At 52.7% G+C, this 2,996-nt stretch carries 6 protein-coding genes; 3 read left to right on the top strand and 3 right to left on the bottom strand.

The window, feature by feature from the left end:
- Positions 1 to 247 precede the first annotated feature (247 nt).
- The 3 genes from O6944_00050 to O6944_00040 form a co-directional block, all read right to left on the bottom strand.
- Complete coding sequence (locus O6944_00050) at positions 248 to 349, bottom strand: hypothetical protein (protein MCZ6717543.1); 102 nt, start codon at positions 347 to 349, stop codon at positions 248 to 250.
- 91 nt (positions 350 to 440) lie between these two features.
- Positions 441 to 599: a hypothetical protein gene (locus O6944_00045; protein MCZ6717542.1), complete on the bottom strand. Its 159-nt coding sequence runs from the start codon at positions 597 to 599 to the stop codon at positions 441 to 443.
- 9 nt (positions 600 to 608) lie between these two features.
- A complete protein-coding gene (locus tag O6944_00040) occupies positions 609 to 1,283 on the bottom strand; it encodes a hypothetical protein (GenBank protein ID MCZ6717541.1) in 675 nt (224 codons plus the stop codon).
- Positions 1,284 to 1,893: 610 nt separating this feature from the next.
- Between O6944_00040 and O6944_00035 the strand changes: the two genes are divergently transcribed.
- The 3 genes from O6944_00035 (at position 1,894) to O6944_00025 (ending at position 2,992) form a co-directional block, all read left to right on the top strand.
- The gene (locus O6944_00035; GenBank protein MCZ6717540.1) at positions 1,894 to 2,160 is read left to right on the top strand and encodes a hypothetical protein; all 267 of its coding nucleotides are present in this window, start codon (positions 1,894 to 1,896) and stop codon (positions 2,158 to 2,160) included.
- Positions 2,161 to 2,346: 186 nt separating this feature from the next.
- Entirely contained in the window at positions 2,347 to 2,604 is a 258-nt protein-coding gene (locus O6944_00030) for a hypothetical protein (protein ID MCZ6717539.1), read from the top strand.
- Between the two features lie 31 nt (positions 2,605 to 2,635).
- Positions 2,636 to 2,992, top strand: coding sequence for a hypothetical protein (locus O6944_00025; GenBank protein MCZ6717538.1), 357 nt, complete (start codon positions 2,636 to 2,638; stop codon positions 2,990 to 2,992).
- Positions 2,993 to 2,996 lie beyond the last annotated feature (4 nt).

Below are 2,996 nucleotides of genomic sequence, written 5' to 3'. Positions count from 1 at the left end.
TGTTACTGGCTTAAAGCCGGCTGGAATCGTGGCCGCCGCAAGCATGTCCGGGATGAGTAGGCGGCCATCGCCTAGCCCTAACAATGTGGCGGCGGATGCTCGCAGCGAGTTCGTCAAGAATCGTCTTCGTGTTGATGCACGCATTGCGTTGATCTAAACGGGAATTCGACCAGTTTACATCAAAAACATGCGCGTCTGACAAGCGTTCGAATCAAGCAGCCTCTAGCGTGAAGGCATTTATAATGGGTCATAGCTTCTTGTGCCGGTCTTGTTGCTCAAGCAAGCGGCCCAAGGCCACATGCGCCTCGGTAAGGTCGGGCGCCAACGCGATTGCTTTGCGATAACACACTATGGCTTCCTGTATCCGTCAGCGCTCTTCGAGCACCACGACTAACATATAGCAAGCGTGCGCTAGATCCGGTTCAGTAGCGAGCGTGCCGCTAGTGGATCATCGCCCCCCGGAAGCCACCTTGTTCCTGCAGAACGGTGCCTAGGCTAACGTGTGCATCCGCGCGATTCGGATGTTGACTCAAGACATCCCAATAATGGGCCTCTATTGTGTCTAAGTCACCGATTTCTTGGTGCCTCGTTTCCTTCACAACCAGACCCTATTGCCTTTTGCCAATACGATACTGCTCGGGAATAAAATATAGATGATCTTGATGCTCTACTGCCAAGTGGCAGGCGATACAGTATTCAACCCGCTCTGCCCCTTCGCCATTGGTTTCGCCCAGCAGGGTACCGTCGGGTAGGATCTCCGTATATTTCCAGTCGCCGGTGACATCGTTGAAGCCCGGCGGCATCTTCTGCGCAATGAATAACGGCCCAAGAACAATCCCACGAGACGTCGTGATTGAAAAACTATCCTTGGCAATGGTGGACCCGACCGGCATTGTCCCGGCATCCTCGAAGGCACCGTAGGCCTTAGCAATAGAATTGGCGTAATTATTGAGATAGTGGTTACCATGGGAGACGGATAAGTATGGTGCCGTGTTGTACCGTTTCCAATCCTGGTACGTTTCTGCAACCGGATGACCGGAGCGTTCATAGCCGGCTTTCAATGCGCTAACGATAATATTGTAGATCTCTGTCGCCTCCTTGGGTTTGAGGTCTGCCGGGTTGCGTAGCCGAAAATGGCGCCGCGGCTTTTTGATATCGCCGCTAATGTTGCTCATCTCGATGTCGGCATTCTCTTCCGATTGAGATGCTGCGTCGGCTGTAAGCAATAATCCAGAGCCAGTTAAGAGGCACAGCACCAGAACGGTTACGGTGAGCTGTTTCATATCGGCACCACTCTAACTCCCCCGAACCAGGGATAAGCGGATCTTGCAGTATAGGAAACGGCTCGGTAGGGTAAGTATCGACCGACCCGTCAGCTGCGTATGGGGATCCTACTTACGAGGGACCGGGCAGCCGACCCAGATCTTTCAACACTACCAGTTTGATATGGCCGCTCACCAGGCAGAAAACCTTCGCCCGCGGCCGCAGTGTGTGGAACAGGTCTTTTGTCCCAGGCGCCTCTCCGCTGCCTTTTCAGTTCTCATCGATAAGGTCCTCCTCGTACGGATGCATGAAACTCCGCGCCACCCGATTCCCATTACAACCACGACGGCTACTATCCCCGCTATCACCACGTGGGTACCGATACCACCCGCATGGCCGGTACCACTTTAGGGTCCGTCACTAGCCCCATTACGACCAAGGAATAGGGATTTTATTTGCGCCCGTAACCTCCTCGGCTGTCTCGGCATCTAATCCAAAGTACTTGGTCTCACACTTGTGTTATGTGCGTAAGAACAATGGGTGAAAGATGCCTAGCCGGTCACCGGTCCCATACGGCAACTGCGAGTGATGCTTGTTTGTTAAAGACTTAACAGAAATAGGAGATACATCATGAAGACAGTTCTTAGTGCCATGTTGGCGTTAACGTTTGCACTGGGTGCATCGACTTCTGTGTTCGCGGCTGATCCCGCCGTTGAGGAGGCATGGCGTAACAGCACCCGGGCGGAAAACTTACCCCACGAGTGGGCCATTGCCGAGCGTGAAGCGAAAACTGGTAGTCAAGTTGCTTCGAGCGGGGCTATTCAGTCTGACGCGTCGCCCCGGAACAGAACGCAGACAAATGCCTTCGAAGACAAACCTTGGCTTTATTTCCATTAATTCCCCATGAGCTACAACGCTAACTGAGAAAACTATGCAGGCCCGTTTCGGTGTGATGCTGAAATGGGCCTGCACTTAACTTTCAGACACCCACGCCCTTCTAAATATCAGATGCGATACATCGAAGTAATTCCACACCAGAGGATTCAACGTGATATTCGAGATAGCTTAAAGGAGCAAAGCACGATGGCCATCTTAACGGGTCGAGAACATAGGATCATAGCCGATGTGTTGGTCGAAGTGGCGCGACAGCCGGGTATAGACATGGAGTTCATGCAGACGGTCGTTCAGCAAACTGTCGCTGCTGCGATGGACGGGGACCCCTTGATCCTGTACCCCGCCTGGTTTCGCGATCGCATCATCACGGAATTGCAGAAACCTCAGGTGGCCACACCAGTGCCCGAAGGCGTGAGTCCACATACAAGAGTGGTAACCCTAGATTAATCACGCGCACGGGATCGCAGGAGCAATAGCTATGTATACGTTATCACAACGGGTTAGAGACAAACCGATTAACAGTGAAAATTCGGAGCATACTTCCAGTTCTACTCCGCGCACCGTCGTCCTCGATACCTTCGAGAATCTCGAGGACGCTTGTCTAGCACTGGCGAAGAAGCAAGATAGTAGAAAGAACACGGACGAGTTCTTCATAGAATTCCGGCTGGACTTGCGACGGCCCGAAAATACACCTGCCCGGGCATTTGCGCTCAAAGGTCATTGGAAACTCCAAGCTAACGAGTGGCAACGCTTGCGCCATGAGAATATGCGGTTGCGTCAGGAACGTGAAATATTCGAGAAAGTCACGGCCTTGCTCGTGACGCAATCGTCGTGAGACA

The sequence above is a fragment of the Gammaproteobacteria bacterium genome (genome assembly GCA_027296625.1).
GTDB lineage: Bacteria > Pseudomonadota > Gammaproteobacteria > JAKEHO01 > JAKEHO01 > JAKEHO01.
Note: the sequence above shows the minus strand (reverse complement) of the source record. Positions and strands in the feature narration are given on the sequence as shown.

Bases quoted from the DNA above. Each gene is read 5' to 3' on its own strand.
- O6944_00040 (MCZ6717541.1), bottom strand. From the start codon at position 1,283: ATGAAACAGCTCACCGTAACCGTTCTGGTGCTGTGCCTCTTAACTGGC.
- O6944_00035 (MCZ6717540.1), top strand. From the start codon at position 1,894: ATGAAGACAGTTCTTAGTGCCATGTTGGCGTTAACGTTTGCACTGGGT.
- O6944_00030 (MCZ6717539.1), top strand. From the start codon at position 2,347: ATGGCCATCTTAACGGGTCGAGAACATAGGATCATAGCCGATGTGTTG.
- O6944_00025 (MCZ6717538.1), top strand. From the start codon at position 2,636: ATGTATACGTTATCACAACGGGTTAGAGACAAACCGATTAACAGTGAA.